Below are 21086 nucleotides of genomic sequence, written 5' to 3' on the forward strand. Positions count from 1 at the left end.
AAGGTGCGATTTGTACCATCGCGCGCTTCCTCGTGCCCAGGAGGGTTCCTTGTCGCTTCGTCTTCATTTCCACGGTGCCGCCCGAACCGTAACCGGCTCCTGCTTCCTGCTCGAGACGGAGGCGGCCCGCGTCCTGGTCGATTGCGGCATGTTCCAAGGGTCGAAGGAGGAGAGGGAGCTCAACTACGAGCATTTCCCGTTCCGCGCCGCGGGAATCGATGCGCTCTGCCTCACCCATGCGCATATCGACCACAGCGGCCTCGTGCCGAAGCTGGCGAAGGCCGGGTTCGACGGGCCGGTCTATGCAACCGCCGGAACGGCCGACCTGGCGAGCATCATGCTCCCGGACTCCGGCTACATCCAGGAGATGGAGGTCGACCAGCTCAACCGCCGCAACCGCCGCCGGGGCCGGGAGACCGTGTCGCCGATCTATACGGAGGAAGATGCCGTCGCGTGCCTCAGGCAGTTCCGGCCAGTGGCCTACGGCCAATGGCAGGAGGTCGCTCCCGGATTCCGGGCCCGCTTCTGGAACGCCGGTCACCTCCTGGGCTCGGCCTCCATCGAGATGGAGGTGGCGCACGGAGGCGAGGAGACACCAACCCGGCTGCTGTTCTCCGGCGATGTCGGCCCCGATCACAAGCTGCTTCAGCCCGATCCGGATGGACCGCGCGACCTCGATTACATCCTGCTTGAATCCACCTATGGTGACACGGATCGGGCTGGCACCACCATCGAGCGCCGCCGGCGGATGCTCCGGGACGAGGTCCTCGCAGCGATGCATCCGAGCGGCGCACTGCTGATCCCATCGTTCGCGGTCGAGAGGACACAGGAACTCCTTGTCGACCTCATGGAACTGATGGAGGCGGGCGAGTTGCCCGACATTCCGATCTTCATCGACTCGCCGCTGGCCTCGAAGGCCAGCGCCATCTTCAGGCAGCACGCCGGGGAGCTCAGGAACGGCGCCGACCTCGTGCAGGCGCTGGAATCCCGCTGGGTTCGCTTCACCGAGAGCGTGGAACAGAGCAAGGCCATCGACCGCATCCACAGTTTCCACATCATCATCGCGGCCAGCGGCATGTGCGAGGCGGGGCGAATCCGGCACCATCTGAAGGCTTGGCTCTGGCGGGACGAGGCCACCGTTCTCTTCGTAGGTTTCCAGGCGCAGGGCACGCTGGGGCGCATCTTGCAGGATGGCGCCTCGAAGGTCCGGATCCAGGGCGAGGAGGTGAGGGTCCGCGCCCGCCTGCGGACGCTCGACCTCTACTCGGGTCACGCGGACGGGCCGGAGCTGAAGGCGTGGCTTTCCGAGCGCCTTCCGGTCCGGCGCGGGCTCTTCCTCGTGCATGGCGAGGATGCGCCCCTCAAGGCGTTGCAAGCGTCTCTCGGCAGTCTCGACCGCGTGCCCGGGGCAATCATTCCGGACATCGACGACGTCTATGACCTGGCGGGCGACCGTGCGGTCCGGATCGAGCGGCATGAGGAGCGCCTGCCGCCTGCGAGCGCCGGGCACCGCGACTGGCACAACGACTATGCGCAACTGCTTCTGGAGATCGGCGACGCCGTCGAGGCCGCCGCCGATCGGAAGGCTAAAGGCGTCGTGATCCGGCGCATCAGGGACGCCTTGAAGAAGGGATCCGACCCGGCAGTCTGAATGGTCTGCCGTGTCTCCCGCTTCGGCATCGAACCAGATCGAGGCGGCACAGTGAGACCGATGCCATCATGGGGTGCCAAGACCCGTCCAGGATGAGGACGTGGCCATGAATGCAAGGCTTCGCGACGGGATTCTGTCCATTCTCGATCATCCGGGCGACATGACGATTGCGACGATCCGGAAGGATCGATGTCGGACTGTGTCCCGGCCCGGCCCTGACCGTGATCGCCTTCGGCCCCTGGCAGGTCGTCGTGTTCGCCGGCGCCATGGTGGCGGGCATGATCCAACTCGCTCCCGCGGAGCGCCTCCTGCCTCGGGCGGCTCGCCTCAGAGCCCGACCATCTTCATGCCCGGCTCCGGGTAGCGGGTGCCGGCGGCTGCTCCCGGCGGGATGATGCGGTCGATGCGCGCCAGATCGTCCTCGGTGAGGCTGACGGTGAGAGCCCCGACATTCTCCTCCAGATAGCGTCGGCGCTTCGTGCCGGGGATCGGCACGATGTCCTCGCCCTGTGCCAGCACCCAGGCGAGCGCGAGCTGCGAGGGAGCGCAGCCCTTCTCCCGGGCCATGGCCTCGATCTCGCGCACGAGGTCGAGGTTCTTCTGGAAGTTCTCGCCCTGGAAGCGCGGCGAGTTCCGGCGGAAATCGTCGGCTGCGAGATCGTCCACGCTCTTGATCTGCCCGGTCAGGAAACCGCGGCCCAGCGGCGAATAGGGCACGAAGCCGATGCCGAGCTCGCGCACGGTCGGCAGGATCTCGTCCTCCGGGTCCCGGCTCCAGAGCGAGTATTCGGTCTGCAGCGCCGTGATGGGATGAACCGCATGGGCGCGCCGGATGGTCTGCGGGCCGGCTTCGGACAGGCCGAGATAGCGGACCTTGCCCTCACGCACGAGGTCGGCCATGGCCCCGACTGTATCCTCGATGGGCGTGGCGGGATCGACCCGGTGCTGGTAGTAGAGATCGATCACGTCGACTTTCAGACGCTTCAGGCTCGCCTCGCAGGCCTGGCGCACATAATCGGGCTTGCCGCTGATGCCGAGGCGCTCCCCATTCGGGCCCCGCACGTTGCCGAACTTGGTGGCGAGCACCACCTTGTCGCGCCGGTCCGCGATGGCGCGGCCGACGAGTTCCTCATTGCGGCCGACGCCGTACATGTCCGCGGTGTCGAGGAAGGTCACGCCAAGCTCGATGGCGCGATGGATCGTGGCGATGGACTCGGCCTCGTCGCCGCTGCCGTAGAACTCGGACATGCCCATGCAGCCGAGACCGAGGGCGGATACCGGCAACTGACCAAGCTGACGCTGCTGCATAGGACGATCTCCAGGTCTGACAGGACGGTAGGGCCGCGGGCCGGGCGGCGGGCCCGACATCAACTGGTCTGCGGTTGCCCGGTTTCAAGGCTCCCGCGAGATCGTCCTCGGTCACGGGCCGCAGGCAGGCCGATCTGACGAAGCTGTGAAGGGAGGGTTCCTTGACCGCGGGCGCGCAAGCCCAAGCTTCCAGTTTCCCGACACCAAGGATGGGTACGATGCTCAAGCTCGCCGTGATCCTTCCCATGCTGCTCATCGCGACCGAAGCGTGGTCGCAAACCAGGCCTGTCAGCACCGCGATGAGCTGCTCCCGCGCCGCCGGTCTCGTCGCGGCCCAGGGCGCCGTCGTGCTGGGCACCGGCCCCTACACCTATGACCGGTATGTGAGCGGCACCAACCGCTGCGCGCTGGGAGAGACGATCGAGCCCGCCTGGGTGCCGACCGCCGACAACCCGCAGTGCTTCGTCGGGTACCAGTGCAGGCTGCGTACGCAGCCGCAGGGGCGGTAAGAGGCGGGAGACGCCGTTGCCGTCCGGTCAGGTTGAGGGCTCTGCCGCCCTCTCGTCGGGGAACAGGCGCGACCGGGTCAGGAACCGGATGCCGCAGCCGTTCTCCAGGGAGAACATGCCGCCTTCGCCCGGGACCAGGTCGATGATCAGCCGGGTGTCCTTCCGATGTCCGTATTGCGACGGGCTCATGTGGAACGGTGCCCCGCCGATGGTCTCGAGGAGCACGTCCTCGTCCCCGAGTGTCAGGTCTGCAGCACGTAGGTGCCAGGGGCGTCGCAGAGGACGGGATAGCCTCGCTCCGGGGCTCCCATTTCCGGGGGCGCGACGAGTTCGCCGGAATGCAGCCTCAGCCACTCACTCCATTCCGGCCACCACGAACCCTCGAACCGAGGCGCGATCTTGGTCCAGGTGTCCGGATCGAGATAGTGGCCGACCGAGGATCGCGTGAGAACCTGAAAGCTCCCTCCGGTCCGGTTTCGACCCGCCACGATGCCGGCGTTGTGACCGCCCGTCGCGAGGAGGAACGTCACGTCGGTGTCGGCAAGCAGATGGATCTTGAACGCCGATCGCCATGGGGCCACGTGGTCGCGCTCGGTGCCGACGGCGAAGATCGGCGCGCGGATGTCGCTGATGGCGATCGGGCGGCCGTCGACGTCGAAGCGCCCTTCGGCGAGATCGTTGTTGAGGAAGAGCTGGCGCAGGTATTCCGCATGCATGCGATAGGGCATCCGGGTCGCATCGGCATTCCAGGCCATGATGTCGTTCAAGGGCGTGCGCTCGCCCATCAGGTAATGCCGGACGAGGCGGGACCAGATCAGGTCGTTCGAGCGCAGGAGCTGGAAGGCGCCGGCCATCTGCCGGGTATCGAGAAAGCCCTGGCTTCGCATCAGATCCTCAAGGAAGTGAAGCTGGCTTTCGTTGATGAAGAGCGTGAGTTCCCCGGCCTCGCGGAAATCCGCCTGGGCGGCCAGGAGCGACAGGGATGCGAGACGGTTGTCGCCATCTCGCGCCATCGCGGCGGCGGCGATCGACAGGAGCGTGCCGCCGAGGCAGTAGCCGACCGCATGGACGTTCTGGTCGGGCACGACGGCATTCACGGCATCGAGGGCCGCCATGATGCCGAGCCTTCGGTAGTCGTCGAGACCGAGATCCCGATCGCCGACGGTCGGGTTCTTCCAGGAAATGATGAATACCGTAAAACCCTGTTCGGTGAGATAGCGGACAAGGGAATTTTCGGGCGAAAGATCCAGGATGTAGTACTTCATGATCCAGGCCGGCACGATCAGGATCGGCTGCGGCCGCACCTTCCCGGTCGTCGGAGCATACTGGATCAACTCGATGAGACCGTTGCGGTAGATCACCTGTCCGGGCGTCACGGCGACATTCCGGCCCGGACGGAACGCTTCCGTGCCGGCGGGTGGCCTGGAGCGGACGATGCGCTCCCAGTCGTCGAGGAAGTGGCGGAATCCCTGCACGAGATTCTGCCCGCCCGTTTCAAGAATGCGGCGCTGAACCACCGGGTTGGTTGCAATAAAGTTCGACGGCGAGGCCATGTCGAGGACCTGTCGCGTGACGAACTCGACGACCGCCTGATGCTGCCTGGTGACCCCGTCCACATCGGTGGTTGCATTGTCCCACCATTGCTGCTGCAACAGGAAACTCTGCTGAACGACATTGAACGGCCAGCGCCACCATTCGGTCTCGGCGAAGCGTCGGTCCTGGGGCAGCGGCTCGATGCACGGCTCGCACCTGCCGCCATCGACCGCACAATGGGATGCGAACTCCGCCAGCCGCGCCCATTTGCGCACGCCCTTCGTGGCGAGTTCGACCTGTTTGCCCGGTGAAATGGCAAGATGCGCGGCCCAATCCATATAGGCGTCGACAATGGCCGCGGGTGAGAGCCCGCCGGTCAGGCGGGCGAGACCCGCATGGGCGACGTGGTCGAGCGCGTCCCTGAGCCGGTGGAGCTCCGCATCGTCCCATGAGCCCGCGTCGGAGGGCGGTCCGGTCATCGAGGGGTCGGCCGCAGCCGGCGACATCGGCAGCAGGGCGGCTTGCGGGGGCAGCTTCCGGCTCCCCATGGGCGTGGAGGATGTAGGAGCCGGCATGTCCATCTCCCGGGCGGCGGCCTACGCGCACTGGATGACATCGAAGGATTCCTGCGAATTTCGTCCACATGATGGTGGTGCGTCCAGCGGATCGGCCTCGTCCCGTCCCTCGCACGACCCGGGGGATGACGGGATGGGATCGGGATGACGTCTCTGCCGATGACCGGGAGGATGGCGTCATTCTAGAGCATCGGACCCACAAGTGGACCCGCTTTTGGGATTCATCCGAGGCTCCCTCTCTTGACCGGCGCATCGGATGAGGCGGACCGAAAGGGCCGCGCCAGCGAATACCGGATCCACTTTTCACTGGCGTGGCCCTTCGGGTCGCTGACGGGGCCCTCTGGGTCCGTCCGATGCTCTAGGTGGAATTACGTAGTTCCGCACTTACCAGTCGTTATCCTTTTCTCCTCACTCTCAATAACAGCAACAGTCACAGTTTCGTGGCGAGTCCTGTCATTTTTTTGAGTGTCGGAGCCAATCTATGTTGAGCATCTTGTCTCAAGCCCGATCCGAAATGGACGCGAAACTTGCAGCGCTCGACAGAGCGCAGGCGATCATTGAATTTAATCTTGACGGCACCATCGTCACGGCCAACGAGAATTTCCTTCGCACGGTCGGCTACTCCCTTCAGGAGATCCAGGGGAGGCATCACAGCATGTTCGTCGAGCCCGCCGACCGGGAGACGCCGGCCTATGACGAATTCTGGCGCAGGCTGAGAGCCGGTGAATATCAAGCGGCGCGTTACAGGCGCCTCGGCAAGGGCGGTCGGGAGGTCTGGATCGAGGCGAGCTACAATCCCCTGATCGGGCGCGATGGAAGGCCCTTCAAGGTCGTCAAGTTCGCGACCGACATCACCCGGCAGATGAACGACCAGGCCGATCTGAAGGGGCAGGTCGAGGCGATCGGGAAGTCTCAGGCAGTGATCTCGTTCGATCTCGATGGACACATCCTCGACGCGAATGACAATTTCCTCGCGGCCGTCGGGTACACTCTTCCGGAGATCCAGGGACGGCACCACAGCATGTTCGTCGAGCCGGGACAGAGGGCCAGCCCGGAATACCTGGAGTTCTGGCGCCGGCTCAAGAACGGCGAGTTCCAGGCGGCACAATACAAGCGGATCGGAAAGGGCGGGCGGGAGATCTGGATCGAGGCGAGCTACAACCCGATCCTGGACGCCTGCGGACGCCCGTACAAGGTCGTGAAATATGCGACCGACGTGACCCAGCAGGTCGGACTTCTGATCAGTCTCAGGGGCATGATCGAGACCAACTTCGGCGAGATCGATGCGGCCGTCGGCCAATCCTCTCGGGAGGCGACCTCCGCCGGGCAAGCCGCGACCGCGACCTCCAGCAATGTGCAGATGATGGCGTCCGCCTCGGAGGAACTGGCCGCCTCGGTCCGTGAAATCGCCCAGAGCATGGCGACATCGCGGGCCGCGACCGACACCGCCTTTGCCGAGGCGGAAAGCGCGAACGAATACACGAACAAGCTCTCCGCGGCCGCGGAGGCGATGGGGGGCATCATCGGCCTCATTCAGAGCATCGCCGGTCAGATCAACCTGCTGGCCCTGAATGCGACGATCGAGTCCGCCCGGGCCGGCGAGGCTGGTCGCGGCTTTGCCGTGGTTGCCAGCGAGGTGAAAAATCTGGCCTCGCAGGCGGCCAGGGCCACCGAGCAGATCTCCACCGAAATCGACGGGGTCCGGACCGTGTCGAGCGGGGTGGTCGAGGCGCTCGCGAAGATTCGCGGATCCATCGAGACCATGCGGGCGCACGTGGTCGGAGCGGCCACCGCTGTCGAGGAACAGAGCGCCGTCACGCAGGAGATGTCGTCCAACATGCAGGATGCGTCCCATGCGGTGACGCGCATCGCCGGCAGCATCGGGGCCATCTCGGCGGCGGTCGGACGGGTGTCGGACGCGGTCGACACGACGAAGAAGGCCGCGCAGGTGCTGGCCCGTTAGACGAAAACCCTGAGACCGGGGACGTGGTCCCGTCAGGCGAAGGTTGCCTCCATCTGCTCCTCGATCGCCATGAGTTCCCGGATGTAAGGGGCTCGCCGCTCCCGGTGCTCGTGCCGGAGGCTCGCGATCGTCGCGCTCTTGCGCGCCTCGTCGTCGGCGCTCTGCCTGACCGCGTCGAGGCTTTTCTCATGGGCGAAGTCGAGATCGGCGAGGTCCGCGAGAACGGCCTGCAACCGGGGCAGGAGATCGGGCGCGTAGCACCCGGCCCCGTGTGACACACTCGCGGAACGGACACGTTCGACAGCACTGGTCATGCCTTCCTCCGACGTGTTCTTGAAGTCAGCATTTCCTTCGAGGGATTAATCTAGGTTAGCGCCTCGACTTTGGTCAGGATGGGGCAGCTTGGCGCTGCAAATTTGCCGTCCCGTGTTTCCCTTAAGGCTCGCGCGCCTTGCCGGATCGGCCTCGCGGCGGTCGGACGCGGCGACGGGAGCCCTGCCATAATGGCAATCGGTTTGACGTTTAGTCTGCAGTCCTGTCGTCGTTCGGGCGGGCCGTGGAGGCACACATGATCAGCTGGATCGTTCGGATATTGATGGTTGCCGCCGGAGTCGTCACGAGCTGGTTCGTCGCCAAGGACGCCCCGATCTTCGGAGTGGCCCAGATGATGGTAGCGCTCCTCCTGCTGACCTTCGTGGTTGCCGTCCTGGCCTTTTGGCCGCATCGCTGGACGGCGGCCCTCGACCGGTCCGACAAGCCGCTCTGACCCGCGTCGCGCGGACCCGAGGGACGCCCCCGGCTCGTGGCCGGGAGCGCGATTGCACCGGACGGTCAAGCTGCCCGGCCGACCCGTTCCGCGAGCTGCTTCACTTCGACTGTCGCGTTGCGGGCGGCCTCGTCGGCCAGCTGCATCGTGAGTTCCGCCATGCGGCGGCTGTTGTCGACGGTCTGCTCCAGATTGTCCCGGATGAGGGAACTTTGAACCGTCACGAAGTCGTTCATGGAGCGGCAGCGGGCGAGGGCATTCAGGCCGTCGAGATTCGTCTGCAGTCGCTTCTGGCTCAGTTCAAACCATTCCCGCGACACGTCCTGGAAGCCACGCACGAAGACCGCGTTCGATCGGGCCGCGCCCGGGGCGGTGCCGGAATCCTGCGCCGCGAGGCCGCGGGCCTCTCCGTCGTTGCGAGCGAACATCTGCATGGCTTGGCCCGTCGAGCGGCGGGCGAGTTCGGAAAACAGCCCAAAACTGTTCTCGACGACCTGCTGCATCGACTTGGCGATGGTCTGAGCCCCTTCAGTCCCGGCTCGCACCGTCTCGGCGAGATCCTCGGTGACGCGTTGAACCGCCTCGACCGGTTCGCGGAGCCGGCGCGCCTCGGAGCGCTTGCCCTCGTCGAATGCCACCATGTCGTCCTCCACCTTCTCTGCGACCGCCTCGGCCTCGTCGTCGCTCAGAACCTTGAGCACGGCCGGCAGAAGCTCCTTTCTGTCGTCCCGGATATGCTGCTGGAACACCCGTCTCAGCTCTGCCACCTTGGCGAGGAACTCGCCGTTGTTCTTCGGCATGCGCTCGATGTCGGCCAGAAGTGCGGTGGTTTCCTCATGATCGCCGAGAGCCTGGCGCAGGAGGTCGTCCATTCCGTGCCGGCGCAGAACCGGCAGCAGATGCTGCTCCTGGAGGGCCGCCAGAAGGGTCAGCTCCTCCTGCAGCTCCGCGAACAGACGCTCACGGGTTTTGACCGCGTTGTCCGACGTGGCCAGAAGCTTTTCGAAGAGATCCCGCGCCCGGTCGGGCGGGGCTTGGGTGATTTTTCGTGTGGTCATGATTCGACCTCCAGGTTCCGATGAGACATGATCCTGCGCTCGGCGCAGGCTGCACCATGGCGGGTGTGAGATTTCGACTAGTGCTGCAGCCCCAATGGCCAGGGAGCAAAAAGGTTCGGACGCCTCCACAAGACGAAATGGTCCTGTGTGGCGAGATCGAGACGGGTGTCTTTCTCCAGCAGGGCGATCTGCGCCTCCACGGCCTTGAGCTCACGCTCGAGCTTGGCCGTGCGCCGGAGCTCGGAAGAAATAGGCTTTCGTTTCTTGCTCTTCATCAAGCACTCCATGGTCCGGCGCAGCCCATCGCCTTCGATGAAGGAGCGGACGGCGTACGGATGGCCATGATTGTGCCCCCGGTGAATCGTTCATTGTCGTGGTTGCTGAGGATGATACCGAAGCATCGCTGTTCGTCTGTCAGAAACCCGACACAAGGAAAGAATTTGTTAACACAGGTTAAAGTGCCGCAGGCATTCCCGGGCCGGGTTCCGGCAGCCGGCCGGGCCGTCTCGGAACCGAGGCATGGCCCGGATGTTCATGCCTAGCGCATCGTGCGGACCCGGCGGGTCCGCGCCGAACGATGCGCCGCTTAAGGGGTTGAGCATCGGATCGATCCCAAAAGTGGGTTCAAATTTGGGATCGATCCGATGCTCTAGGGTCGGCGATCTGCGGCCTGCCGCTCGCCCTTGATGAATCGCTCAAGGTCAGTGCGTCCGTTCGGAGCAGTTCGTGTCGCGGTCTGGAGGGCACATTGATCAGGCGCATCCTTCTCATTGCCGTCTTGGGCTTGGCGCTGGCTGGCGGCATCTATCTCTCTATGAGCCGCGCACCGGAGACCGCGGCGCGGCCGCAGGCCCCCGTGGCCCCGGCGCAGCCTCCGCCGCAGGTCGGGATCATCGTCGCTCAGCCGGCCGAAGTGCCGCTTCCCGTCGTGTTCGCCGGTCGCGTGGCGGGCTTCCGCGACGTCGAGGTGCGCCCGCGCGTCGGCGGTCTCCTGCTCAAGCGTGAGTTCGAGGAGGGGGCGCCCGTCAAGCAGGATCAGGTGCTCTTCCGGATCGATCCGGCGAGCTACGAGGTGGCTCTGAGCCGTGCGGAGGCGCAGCTGCTCCAGGCACAGGCGGCCCTGCGCCAGGCCGAGGAAAATTTCAACCGCATCGAGCCGCTGGCCCGGCGCGGGGTGTCGACGGACGTGCAGCTCGAGGAGGCGCGCTCCCAGCGCGACCAGGCCCGCGCCGGTGTCCAGCTTGCCGAAGCCGAGGTTCAGAACGCGAGGCTCAACCTCGGCTACACGACCGTCACGGCGCCCGCTGCCGGAATCACGGCGCTGAAATCGCCCCCGGTCGGAGCCCTGATCCAGGCCCAGCAGACGCTTCTGACAACCATATCGCAGCTCGACCCGGCCTATGTGAACTTCTCCTTCACGGACGAGGAGGGGCGGGAGTTCCGCGCCCTGAACGAGCGGCGGGAGAAACCCATTTCCGAGAAGGACCTGAAGGTCGAGCTGCGGTTCGGCCAGGGGGCCGAGTACCCGCAAACCGGCAGGATCGACACCGCCGCCCAGCGGGTCGACCCGCAGACCGGGACGATCCAGGCACGGGCGATCTTCCCGAACCCGGACGGCGCCTTGCTGCCGGGCCAGTTCGTGCGGGTGCGTCTGATCGGCATCACGTTGCCCGGAGCCATCGTCGTGCCCCGTCAGGCCGTAAGCCAGGGGCCGCAGGGGCCGGCGATCTACGTGGTCGGGGCGAACGACGTCGCACAGGCGGTGCCGGTCCGGCTGGGACCGGAGGTGCCCGAAGGATGGGTGATCCAGTCCGGCCTGAAGGGAGGCGAGCGGGTCGTGGTCGACGGCGTCATCCGGGTGCGCCCCGGCCAGCCCGTCCGGCCCGTTCCGGTCGACCCGCAGGCCGCGCAGACGACCGGGACGGCCAGCGGCCAGCAGCCTGGAGCGCGGCCATGATCTCGAAATTCTTCATCGATCGGCCAATCTTCGCCTCCGTCCTGTCGATCGTGATCGTGCTCGTCGGTCTGATCGCCATGCGGGTGCTGCCGGTTGCCCAGTACCCCGAGATCGTTCCTCCGCAGGTGGTGGTCTCCGCCACCTACCCGGGCGCCAGCGCTCAAACCATCGCCGAAACCGTCGCGGCTCCGCTCGAGCAGCAGGTCAACGGCGTCGAGGACATGATCTATCTGCAATCCACCTCCACGGGCTCGGGGACCATGAGCCTGTCGGTGTATTTCCGGACCGGCACCAATGCCGATCAGGCGACGATCAACGTCAACAACCGGGTCCAGCGGGCCACCGCGGTTCTTCCCGAGGAAGTGCGCCGCCAGGGTGTGACGGTGACCAAGCGGTCGTCCTCCATCCTCCAGATCGTGGCCCTGTCGTCGCCGGATCGCCGCTACGACACGATCTACATCTCCAATTATGCGCTGGTGAACATCATCGACGAGCTGCGGCGTACGCCGGGCGTCGGCGACGCGTCCCTGTTCGGCGCCTCCGATTACTCCATGCGCATCTGGCTGAAACCCGACAAGGTCGCCCAGTACAACCTGACGCCGAGCGACATCGCTGCCGCGATCCGCGACCAGAACGCCCAGTTTGCCGCGGGGCGATTCGGCGAGGAGCCGAGTCCGGGCCAGCAGGCCTTCACCTACTCGGTCACGACCCAGGGGCGCCTGGCCGATCCCCGCGAGTTCGAGCAGATCATCCTGCGTTCGGACGAGAACGGCGGGGCGCTGCGCCTGAGGGATGTGGCCAGGGTGGAGCTCGGGTCGCAGAACTATTCGACGGTCGCGTCGCTGAACGGAGCCCCGACCGTTCCCATCGGCATCTACCTTCAGCCGGATGCCAACGCCCTCGACGTATCCAATGCCGTCGCCGCCACCATGAACCGGCTGGCGCAGCGCTTCCCCGAAGGTCTGCGCTACGATGTGCCGTTCAATACCACCAGGTTCATCGAGGTCTCCATCGAGGAGGTGGTCAGGACGTTCATCGAAGCGATCGTGCTGGTCGTCCTCGTGGTCTTCCTCTTCCTGCAGAACTGGCGCGCGACGCTGATCCCGCTGCTCGCCGTTCCGGTGTCGATCATCGGAACGTTCGGAGGCATGTATCTCCTCGGTTTCTCGATCAACCTGCTCACCCTGTTCGGCATGATCCTCGCCATCGGCATCGTGGTGGACGATGCGATCATCGTGCTGGAGAACGTCGAGCGGATCATGACGACGGAGCGCAAGCCTCCCCGCGACGCCGCGATCCAGGCCATGCAGGAGGTGAGCGGCCCGGTGATCGCGGTGGTGCTCGTTCTGTGCGCGGTCTTCATCCCGGTGTCGTTTCTCGGCGGCCTCGCCGGCGAGCTCTACCGCCAGTTCGCCGTCACCATCGCGGTGTCGGTGGTGATCTCCGGAATCGTCGCCCTGACGCTCACGCCGGCCCTGTGCGCGCTGCTGCTGAAGGAGGGGCACCGGGAGCCCTGGCTGCCCTTCCGGATCTTCAATCGTGGCTTCGACCGGGTGACGCGCACCTTCACGGCCGGCACGGCATTCTTTCTTCGCCACGCCGCGGCCGCCCTCGTCGTCATCGCCGTGATGCTCGGTGCGACCTGGTGGCTGTTCGAACGGGTGCCGGGCGGCCTCGTGCCGGCAGAGGATCTCGGGTCGGTTTTCGTCGTGACGTCCCTGCCGCCCGCGGCATCTCTCGACCGCACCCTTGCGGTGACGGGCAAGGTGACCGAAGGGGTCATGCAGAACCCGGCCGTGGCCGATGTGGTGACCCTGGCGGGGTTCGATCTCCTGTCCGGCGCGCAGAAGACCAACGCGGGCGTCTCCTTCGTGTCGCTGAAGGACTGGTCCGAGCGCACCGACCCGCGGCTCGACGCCCGCAACCTCGCTCCGGCCTTCGCGGCCCTCAACGCCAATTTCCGGGACGGCGTCGCCATCGGGTTCAACCCGCCGCCGATCCAGGGGCTGAGCACGACCGGAGGCTTCGAGTTCTATCTTCAGGACCGCTCCGGCGGGAGCCTGGACAACCTCGCGCAGGCCGCGCAGCGCGTCGTTCAGGCGGCCGGACAGCGCCCCGAAGTGACGGGCGTTTCCACCACTTTCAACACCGGCGTGCCGCAGTACCGGATCGACGTGGATCGCGACAAGGCGAAGGCGCTCGGCGTTCCCATCTCGGCCATCTTCGACACGATGCAGAGCACGTTCGGCAGCCTCTACGTCAACGATTTCAGCCTGTTCGGGCGCACCTACCGGGTCAGCCTCTCGTCCGAGGCCGAGTTCCGGCAATCGCCCGACGACCTGCGGCACGTATTCGTCCGGTCGGACAACGGCACGATGGTTCCCCTCAACGTGCAACTCACGACCGTCCGCATCGTGGGGCCCGACGTGGTCGACCGGTTCAATGTCTTTCCGGCCGCGAAGATACAAGGCAATCCGGCGCCGGGCTTTTCCTCGGGACAGGCCATCGCGGCCATGGAGCAGGTCGTCGCCCAGACCCTGCCGTCCGACTACTCGATCGGCTGGACGGGGTCGGCCTATCAGGAGCTGCAATCGGCCGGCACCGGATCCCAGGGGTTCCTCCTGGGCCTCGTCATGGTCTTCCTCATCCTGGCCGCCCAGTACGAGCGGTGGTCGCTGCCCTTCGCCGTCATCACGGCCGTGCCCTTCGCGGTCTTCGGCGCCATCCTGGCGATCTGGTTGCGCGGGATCGAGAACGACATCTACTTCCAGGTCGGGCTCGTCACCCTGATCGGGCTTGCGGCCAAGAACGCAATCCTGATCGTCGAGTTCGCGGCCGAGCGCTACAGGGCCGGGGAAACGGCCTTCGATGCCGCCCTGGATGCGGCCCGGCTCCGCTTCCGTCCCATCGTCATGACGTCGCTCGCCTTCATCCTCGGCGTGGTGCCGCTCGCGATTTCGACGGGCGCAGGCTCGGCGAGCCGTCATTCCGTCGGCACCGGCGTCATCGGCGGAATGCTGGCGGCAACCTTCCTGGTCGTCCTGTTCGTACCGCTGTTCTTCCGCCTTGTGACGCGGGACCGCAAGCGTTCGGACAGGGACGCGGCGGCGGTCGTGCCCGAGAGCGTGCCGGCGAAGGAGGTTTAGAGCGAACGGGCGCGGCGGAGCCTCAGCGCTTGCGCAGGCGCTCGATGGCCTCCTTGTGCGCGGCTGGGTCGACATCGTACTCCGCGGCCAGACGGGCGATCTCGGCCTGCCTCTCGTCCGCGGAGAGCCTGGGGTTGAGGCTCGCGACCGCGGCCAGGAACGAGGCGCCCGCGAAAACCGGGTCGCGGCGCCTCGCGGTCTGCTCCCGCTCCTTCTTCAATTCGGCCTGACGCTGCCTGTAGGTCTCGAGCGGGCCCAGTGCCCGCAGCGCCCGGTTGCGCAGGGCCGGGAGGGGCACGCCATGCTCCTCGGCGATCTCCGGAAGGACCTCTTCCGGATCTTCTCCCGCCAGGAGGGCATCGGAGAGTTCTTCGAGTGCAGTGACGAATGGATCCATGTCGGCCCCTTCAGATGCGTTCATCGTCAACGGATGGTGATGGGTTCGGTTCTCGGCGAGATGTTGCCCGGGACCCGGGGTGCCCAATAATCCATCGAACCGATTCTCGCCCGCCGAAACGCAACAACCTGAACGGAAAGCACGATCATGGCCGAACGGACGCAGGAGCGACCCGATCCCTATCTCTGGCTGGAGGATGTGGAGGGCGATGAGGCGCTCTCCTGGGTGCGGGCGCACAACGAGATCACGAGGGCCGCCTTGTGCGATGCAGGCTTCCAGGCCGACAAGCAGGCGCTCTACGAGATCTCCACACGCCCCGACAATATTCCCTTCATCACGAGAAGGCGCGGCCTTCTCTACAATTTCTGGCAGGACATGAACCACGTGCGCGGCCTGTGGCGGCGCACGTCGATGGAGCGCTATCGGACCTCGGATCCGTCCTGGGAGACGGTGCTCGACGTCGACGCGCTGGCGAAGGACGAAGGCGCGGACTGGGTCTGGAAAGGGTGCGGGACGCTCCAGCCAGAGCAGCGCTACGGCCTGGTCAGCCTCTCCCGCGGGGGCGCCGACGCCGCGGTCGTGCGCGAATTCGACCTCGTCGAGAAACGCTTCGTGGACGACGGCTTCGCGCTTCCCGAGGCCAAGGGCGGGGCGACCTGGCTCGACAAGGACCAGTTGCTGGTGTCCACGACGCTCGGCGACAATGCCGCGACCGCTTCGGGCTATCCGCGGACGGTGCGGCTGTGGCAGCGCGGCACCGACTTCCATCAATCTCCGCTGCTGTTTCAGGGCGAGTTCAACGACATCTACATCTCGGCATCGGTCGACATCGAGCCGGGCTATGAACGAATCTTCTATCGGCGCCAGATGACCTTCGAGGAGGGGATCAGCTACCTGGCGCAGGAGCAGGGCGATCCGCTGCTCATCGATCTCCCGCGGGACGCCCGGTTCGACGTGGAGAAGGACTGGCTGCTCGTGAAGCTGAAAAACGACTGGGCCCTGCCGGACCGCGCCTATCCGGCCGACGCGCTTCTGGCGATCAGCTTCTCCCGGTTCATGGCGGGCGACCGTCGCTTCGAGGTCCTGTTCGAGCCCGGTCCGCGGCGTGCCCTGTCCGGGTTCTGGTGGACCAGGACCCGCCTCGTGCTGACGGTTCTCGACAATCTGGCGAGCCAGATCTGGTTGGCGACGCCGGGAGCGTCCTGGCAGATGGAGCGGCTCGCGGGCCTGCCGGAGACCGCGGCGGTTCACGCCATGGCGCTCGACGCGAGCCAGCTCGAACGGACGGACGAGTTCCTGCTCTCGGTCTCGAGCTTCATCGAGCCCACGAAGCTCGCCCTCGTGACCGAGGACAAGCGGATCGAGGTTTTGAAGGAATCGCCTCCCGCCTTCGATGCCTCGAACCTGGAGGTGACCCGGCACGAGGGGGTGTCCGTGGACGGCGAGCGCATTCCCTATTACCAGATCGGTCCGAAGGAGCAGGGCGGCCAGCGTCCGACCGTGCTCTACGGCTATGGCGGCTTCTCGGTTTCCCTGACGCCCGGCTATTTGGGCGGGATCGGCAAAACCTGGCTGGAGCGCGGCCATGTCTGGGTGGTCGCCAACATCCGGGGGGGCGGCGAGTTCGGAGCCGCCTGGCATAAGGCGGGAATGCGTGAGGGCAAGCGCCTGTCCCACGATGATTTTGCCGCCATCGCCCAGGATCTCGTCGGGCGCGGCGTCACCTCGGCAGGGCAGCTTGCGGCCTATGGCGGCTCGAATGGCGGACTGCTGGTCGGCAACATGCTGACCCGTTACCCGGAGCTGTTCGGGGCGATCTGGTGCACCGTGCCGCTCCTCGACATGCAGCGCTACACCCGTCTGCTGGCAGGACCGAGCTGGGTGGCCGAATACGGGGACCCGGACCGTCCCGAGGATTGGGCCTACATGGCGGGTTTCTCGGCCTATCAGAACCTGCAGGAGGGGCAGACCTATCCGCCTGTGCTTCTGGTGACGTCGCGACGGGACGACCGGGTTCATCCGGGCCACGCCCGCAAAATGGCCGCCAAGCTCGAGGCCATGGAGCAGCCGGTGCTCTTCTACGAGCCCGAGGATGGCGGTCACGGGGCGGCCAACAAGGAGCAGGCGGCCTTTCTCACGGCCCTGGGATTGTCGTTCCTTCGGAAGACCCTCATCCCTTGATATTCGGCCGTTTCGTCGTCACATAGAGGGAGAAAGATTCGGCCGCCCAATGCTTTAGATCGCCTCCCGCGGCAGAAGGGGATGATCCTCGGCCAGGCCGGAAGCCCTTCCCCGCAAACATCTGCGCCTTTCGGGTGTTGAAACCGGTGTGAAACCGATCCGTCCTGAGGCGCTCCTCAAATGGACCGGGGCGGCCCCGCCTGGGCTGCTCCGGTCAGCGAAAGTCTGAATGTCCAAGAAGTCGAAACATCTCGTCAGTCTCAATCACCTGCCCGGGATCCTGCTCGCCAGCGCGGCCGAATGCGAGCGCTGGATCGACGCCGGTCTGATCCCCGTGGCCGAGCGCCGGACCTTCCAGAAGCGCGGACGCAGCTTCGAGGCTCCCATGTTCGATCCGGACGTGGTCGCCGCGCTGGCGGCCGAGGTTCCGGCCTGGCGCATGCAAGGAGGCGAGACGCCCGAGCGCAATGGACCTGCCCGCCGGAACGCGGACGAGGACAGGACCCAACCCGTGGATGAAGCCGCACATCGCCGCCGGCAGAGCATTCTCGCTCCGGTTCGGAAGAACACCGGGATCTATGTCGCCGAAGACATCCGCCGGATCGAGAGCGGTCGCTGGAAGCCGGAGCGGGTCTTCGCCGGATACCGGGCGGTGTTCAGCCGGCCCATGCAGATCCTCCCGGACGGCGTTCCCGTCGACATCGCGGTCGAGTACGCGTTCGCCGAACCGGTCGAGGTCGCGGCGGTCGTGCTCGCGCCGGCGCGCGTGGAGCGGACCGAGCTCGCGGCCGCGTCCGAGGCGCTCGAGGCTCGCCTGATCGCGCTCCAGGATGCAACCTTTGCCGCCTGCGAGCAGGAGCTGGCCGCCTGGCGCGACGAACTCGAGACCTATCTCGATGCCTATGAGGATGCGAACGAGCGGCAGGCGATCCTCGGCGGCATCCGCTCGGCCCTCGAAAGGCTCGACCGGATCCATGCCTCGGACAAGAGCGGTCCCGCGGGAGCCGGGCGCAAGCTCCGGCAGAAGCTCGACGATTTCCGCTCCAAGGCGGCCGCCCGGCGGCTGCGGCACCTGCGCGAGGCGCAGATCCGGGAGGCGTCGGGCTACGAGAGCTATGCGGCGATCTTCCCCGTGGCGCGGTCCCTGAACCGCCGGTTCCTGTTCCTGGCGGGGCCGACCAATTCGGGCAAGACCCACGAGGCGCTCAGGCTCGCCGGCGAGGCTCAGTCGGCCGAGATCCTGTCGCCCCTGCGGCTCCTCGCGCTCGAGCATTACGAACGCATGAATGAGCAGGGCTTCGCGACCGGCATGATCACCGGTGAGGAGCGTGTGCTTCCGGAAGGCGCGACCCATATCGCCCGCACCATCGAGACCCTGGATCTGCACCGGGTGGTCGACGTGTGCGTGATCGACGAGGTCCAGATGCTGGGCGACCCGAGCCGCGGCTGGGCCTGGACCCAGGCGATGGTCGGAGCGCCGGCGAAGCTCGTGGTCCTGACCGGCGCACCCGAGGCGATCCCCCTCGTGGAGCACCTGCTTGCCATGACCGGCGAGCCGCTGGAGGTGAAGATCCTCAAGCGCAAGGGCAAGCTGCGCGTCGATGGTGTTCCGGCCAATCTCAACAAGCTGATGCGGGGCGACGCGGTCGTGGCCTTCACCCGCCGCGACGTGCACGATCTGCGCACGCGCCTGGTCGCGGCCGGGCGCACGGTGGCCACCGTCTATGGCGCCCTCGGGCCGGAGGTCCGCCGTGCCGAGGCTGCGCGGTTCCGCAACGGCGAGGCGGACGTTCTCGTCGCAACCGATGCCATCGGCATGGGGTTGAACATCGGCCCGCTGAGGCGGATCGTGTTCTCGACGCTGCGCAAGTTCGACGGCGTGCGGGAGCGGCAGCTCAACGCCATGGAGATCAAGCAGATTGCCGGCCGGGCAGGGCGCTTCGGCCACCACGACGAGGGCCTCGTGACGGCGCTGCCGGAGGTCGGAGCCTATGCGCAGGTCGAGACTGTCATCCGCAACGCGCTGAACGGGGATGCCGCGAAGCTGCGCGGCAAGGCGTTCGTCCGTCCGAACCAGGAGACCGTGCTGTCCGCAAGCGAGGTCCTGCAGACGGACCGCCTCGGCCGCGTGCTGCGCCACCTGAACGACACCCTCGTCGCAGGGCACCCTGACCTGCGCATGGCCGACATGGACGAGATGATCGAGCTGGCATCGCTCCTCGATACGGTGGACATGCCGATCCTCGACCGCCTGTCCTATTCCATGGCGCCGGTCGACGGTCGCGAGCGGCTGGCGGTCGAGCTCCTCCTCGACTGGGCGCGGCAGCATGCGGCGCACGGCCGGGTCCAGGCTCCGGATTTCGGCGTGAACACGGATCTTCTCAAGCTGGAAGCCAGGGTGAAGATCGCCACCAGCTGGCTGTGGCTGGCGCAGCGCTACCCGCAGGTCTTCGAGGATGTGGATGCGGTGGTCGACCTGCGCGCGAGCCTCAATGCGAAGATCGAGGAGAAGCTCGTTGCGACCTCCGTGTCGCACCGCCGGAGACCCGACGAGAAGGTGCGGCGCGACCGGAGCGCGAAGCCCCGACGGCAGAAGAACAGGCGCCGCGGTCGGGACGAGGCTCCCGCGGGCGAGGCGGAAACCTATCGTGCCGGGGGCCGGTGAGCACCAGACCTCGAGGGCTGCCGTTTGAATGCCATGGCCCGGCTCGTGCCGGCCATCCCGATGCGATTGAGCGCGGCGCTTCACGGCATCGGGATCACCGGGACGGGCCCGGTGATGACGGAGCATGCAGACCGCCGGTAAGCCTCAAGCCGCCAGTTCCTGCTCCACGAGGGCGACCCAGAAGGCAACGCCGGTCGGAATGGCCTCGTCGTTGAAGTCGTAAGCCGTGTTGTGGTGCAGGGCTCCGTCGACGGCAGGCCCGTTGCCGAGCCAGACATAGGCCCCGGGTGCGGCCTCGCTGAAGAACGCGAAGTCGTCGCCTGCGGTCGAGGGCTCGAAATCCGTCACGACCTTGGCGCCACACACGGCCCGCGCCGCTTCGAGCGCACGGGCCGTGGCATCGGCCTGGTTGACGACCGGCGGGATGCGGCGGCGGAATTCGTATGACGCCTCGATCCCGAACATCGCCGCGACCCCGCGCGCCAGACGCTCGATCTCCTCTTCGAGCTGATCGCGCACATGTGCGGAATAGGCTCGCGCCGTTCCGCCGATCTCCACCACGTCCGGAATGACGTTGAGCGCCCGCGGATCGCCGGCCTGGACGGAGCAGGCGCTCACCACGGCGGGCTGGAGCGGATTGACCACCCGGCCGACGATCGTCTGGAGCGCGGAGAGGAAATGGCCGCTCGCCGTGATCGGGTCCTTGCCGAGATGAGGTTTCGCCCCGTGAGTCCCGATGCCCTTGAAGGTCGCGAGCCAGGTATCCGACGAGGCGAGCTGCGGGCCCGCGGTAACGGCCATTTCGTCGATCGCCAGTCCGGGCATGTTGTGCAGCCCGTAGACGGCGTCGCAGGGAAAGAGGTCGAACAGGCCGTCCTCGACCATCTTCTTGGCACCGCCGCGGCCTTCCTCGGCCGGCTGGAAGATGAAATGCACCGTGCCGGAAAAGTTGCGGGTCTTGGCCAGATGACGGGCCGCTCCGAGGAGCAGCGTCGTATGGCCGTCATGACCGCAGGCATGCATCTTTCCGGCAACTCTCGACTTGTAGGGACGCTCCGCCTGCTCCGGCATGGCGAGGGCGTCCATGTCGGCGCGCAGGCCGATGGTCCGGGCGCCGTCGCCGATCTGCAAGGTGCCGACGACGCCCGTCTTCCCCAGGCCCCGATGCACCCGAAGACCGGCCTCTTCCAGCAGGGAGGCCACGATCCCGCTCGTGCGCTCCTCCTCGAAACCCAGCTCCGGATGAGCATGGAGATCCTGGCGGAGTTCGCGCAGGAAGGAGAGATCCGCTTGAATGAGGTCCTGTCGGGGCATCGCGATGTGGTCCTGGATTTGCGGCCGGAATCGTTCGATAACGCGGCTGAAGACCCACCACAA

General features: G+C 66.3%; 17 protein-coding genes. 9 read left to right on the forward strand and 8 right to left on the reverse strand.

Annotated features, from left to right (window positions below; all coding sequences use genetic code 11):
* Positions 1–49: 49 nt before the first annotated feature.
* Positions 50–1651 carry an MBL fold metallo-hydrolase gene (locus tag NF876_RS10140; protein WP_262268679.1) on the forward strand — a complete coding sequence of 534 codons (1602 nt, stop codon included), beginning with the start codon at positions 50–52 and terminating at the stop codon, positions 1649–1651.
* A gap of 167 nt (positions 1652–1818) precedes the next feature.
* Entirely contained in the window at positions 1819–2046 is a 228-nt protein-coding gene (locus NF876_RS43140) for a DUF6691 family protein (protein ID WP_315975019.1), read from the forward strand.
* Here NF876_RS43140 and NF876_RS10145 read toward each other — a convergent pair.
* Entirely contained in the window at positions 1979–2959 is a 981-nt protein-coding gene (locus NF876_RS10145; protein ID WP_262268680.1) for an aldo/keto reductase, read from the reverse strand. The two genes, NF876_RS43140 and NF876_RS10145, sit on opposite strands and share 68 nt — an antisense overlap.
* A gap of 209 nt (positions 2960–3168) precedes the next feature.
* On the opposite strand from NF876_RS10145, the gene NF876_RS10150 reads away from it, so the two are divergent.
* A complete protein-coding gene (locus tag NF876_RS10150; protein ID WP_262268681.1) occupies positions 3169–3468 on the forward strand; it encodes a hypothetical protein in 300 nt (99 codons plus the stop codon).
* Positions 3469–3495: 27 nt separating this feature from the next.
* Here the strand turns inward: NF876_RS10150 and NF876_RS10155 are convergent, their stop codons facing one another.
* Both NF876_RS10155 and NF876_RS10160 read right to left on the reverse strand, forming a co-directional pair.
* The gene (locus tag NF876_RS10155) at positions 3496–3693 is read right to left on the reverse strand and encodes a DUF779 domain-containing protein (RefSeq protein WP_373696642.1); all 198 of its coding nucleotides are present in this window, start codon (positions 3691–3693) and stop codon (positions 3496–3498) included.
* Between the two features lie 17 nt (positions 3694–3710).
* Positions 3711–5576 carry a PHA/PHB synthase family protein gene (locus tag NF876_RS10160; RefSeq protein ID WP_262268682.1) on the reverse strand — a complete coding sequence of 622 codons (1866 nt, stop codon included), beginning with the start codon at positions 5574–5576 and terminating at the stop codon, positions 3711–3713.
* Positions 5577–6057: 481 nt separating this feature from the next.
* Here NF876_RS10160 and NF876_RS10165 point away from each other — a divergent pair, with 481 nt between their 5' ends.
* Positions 6058–7539 (forward strand): methyl-accepting chemotaxis protein, encoded by a 1482-nt coding sequence (locus tag NF876_RS10165; protein WP_262268683.1) that lies wholly within the window; start codon positions 6058–6060, stop codon positions 7537–7539.
* Between the two features lie 32 nt (positions 7540–7571).
* On the opposite strand, the gene NF876_RS10170 is transcribed toward NF876_RS10165, so the two are convergent.
* Positions 7572–7853, reverse strand: coding sequence for a hypothetical protein (locus NF876_RS10170; RefSeq protein WP_262268684.1), 282 nt, complete (start codon positions 7851–7853; stop codon positions 7572–7574).
* 254 nt (positions 7854–8107) lie between these two features.
* Between NF876_RS10170 and NF876_RS10175 the strand changes: the two genes are divergently transcribed.
* A complete protein-coding gene (locus tag NF876_RS10175; protein WP_262268685.1) occupies positions 8108–8305 on the forward strand; it encodes a hypothetical protein in 198 nt (65 codons plus the stop codon).
* A 65-nt stretch (positions 8306–8370) separates the two neighbouring features.
* Here the strand turns inward: NF876_RS10175 and NF876_RS10180 are convergent, their stop codons facing one another.
* Positions 8371–9363 carry a phasin family protein gene (locus NF876_RS10180; RefSeq protein ID WP_262268686.1) on the reverse strand — a complete coding sequence of 331 codons (993 nt, stop codon included), beginning with the start codon at positions 9361–9363 and terminating at the stop codon, positions 8371–8373.
* Between the two features lie 77 nt (positions 9364–9440).
* The gene (locus NF876_RS10185; RefSeq protein ID WP_262268687.1) at positions 9441–9638 is read right to left on the reverse strand and encodes a hypothetical protein; all 198 of its coding nucleotides are present in this window, start codon (positions 9636–9638) and stop codon (positions 9441–9443) included.
* Between the two features lie 473 nt (positions 9639–10111).
* On the opposite strand from NF876_RS10185, the gene NF876_RS10190 reads away from it, so the two are divergent.
* Together NF876_RS10190 and NF876_RS10195 are read left to right on the forward strand one after the other, a co-directional pair.
* Positions 10112–11320, forward strand: a complete 1209-nt coding sequence (locus tag NF876_RS10190) for an efflux RND transporter periplasmic adaptor subunit (RefSeq protein WP_262268688.1) — start codon at positions 10112–10114, stop codon at positions 11318–11320.
* On the forward strand, positions 11320–14466 hold the full coding sequence (locus NF876_RS10195) for an efflux RND transporter permease subunit (protein ID WP_262268746.1): 3147 nt from the start codon (positions 11320–11322) through the stop codon (positions 14464–14466). The genes NF876_RS10190 and NF876_RS10195 overlap by 1 nt, the downstream gene beginning before the upstream one ends.
* A gap of 22 nt (positions 14467–14488) precedes the next feature.
* On the opposite strand, the gene NF876_RS10200 is transcribed toward NF876_RS10195, so the two are convergent.
* Positions 14489–14863 carry a hypothetical protein gene (locus NF876_RS10200; RefSeq protein ID WP_262268689.1) on the reverse strand — a complete coding sequence of 125 codons (375 nt, stop codon included), beginning with the start codon at positions 14861–14863 and terminating at the stop codon, positions 14489–14491.
* Between the two features lie 147 nt (positions 14864–15010).
* Here NF876_RS10200 and NF876_RS10205 point away from each other — a divergent pair, with 147 nt between their 5' ends.
* Positions 15011–17044, forward strand: a complete 2034-nt coding sequence (locus NF876_RS10205) for a prolyl oligopeptidase family serine peptidase (protein ID WP_262268690.1) — start codon at positions 15011–15013, stop codon at positions 17042–17044.
* A 229-nt stretch (positions 17045–17273) separates the two neighbouring features.
* On the forward strand, positions 17274–19709 hold the full coding sequence (locus tag NF876_RS10210) for a helicase-related protein (protein ID WP_262268691.1): 2436 nt from the start codon (positions 17274–17276) through the stop codon (positions 19707–19709).
* Positions 19710–19853: 144 nt separating this feature from the next.
* Here the strand turns inward: NF876_RS10210 and NF876_RS10215 are convergent, their stop codons facing one another.
* A complete protein-coding gene (locus NF876_RS10215) occupies positions 19854–21023 on the reverse strand; it encodes a M20 aminoacylase family protein (protein ID WP_262268692.1) in 1170 nt (389 codons plus the stop codon).
* Between the last annotated feature and the right edge of the window lie 63 nt (positions 21024–21086).

This window comes from Microvirga yunnanensis, assembly GCF_025460875.1.